The sequence below is a fragment of the Streptomyces caelestis genome, assembly GCF_001279005.1.
Taxonomy (GTDB): Bacteria; Actinomycetota; Actinomycetes; order Streptomycetales; family Streptomycetaceae; genus Streptomyces; species Streptomyces heliomycini.
Map to the genome: position 1 here is coordinate 1 of NZ_LGCN01000071.1, position 456 is coordinate 456.

General features: G+C 74.6%; 1 protein-coding gene. It reads right to left on the reverse strand.

Annotated features, from left to right (window positions below):
• Positions 1 to 456, reverse strand: a 456-nt coding sequence (locus ADK41_RS42875; RefSeq protein WP_245174620.1) for a hypothetical protein, incomplete at both ends; no start/stop codon positions are given.

Genomic DNA, 456 nt, shown 5'->3' on the forward strand with positions numbered 1-456 from the left:
TTCTCGGGGGCGGGGGGTTGTCCGGCGGTGGTGGCGGCGGTGTCGCTCGCGGTGCGTCCCGCGCCGTCGACGACGACGGCCTTGTAGCGCAGCGGCGTTCCCGCCCGCACCGTGTCCGGCAGGTGCTGAGTCACCCTGTACGGCGCGTGGTCGGCCGAACCCAGCGTGCGCCAGGGTCCGTTGCCGACCTGGGCGGCGAACACCACCCGGTTCAGCCCTCCCCCGTCCACCTCCGCGGACACCTCCACGTCACCGGTCGCACCGGCCGCCGGAGCCTGCACCGACACCGACGGCTTCACCGACGGGGACCTCAGCGCTTTGGCCGCCTTCAGCACCACCGCGGACAGCGGCGGCACCTCCACGCGCACCTTCCGGTCCGCGCCGCTGCGCACCCGCGCCGACGACCCGTACACCCCGCGGAAATCCATCCCCGCCGAGTACGTCGGCACCCCGACC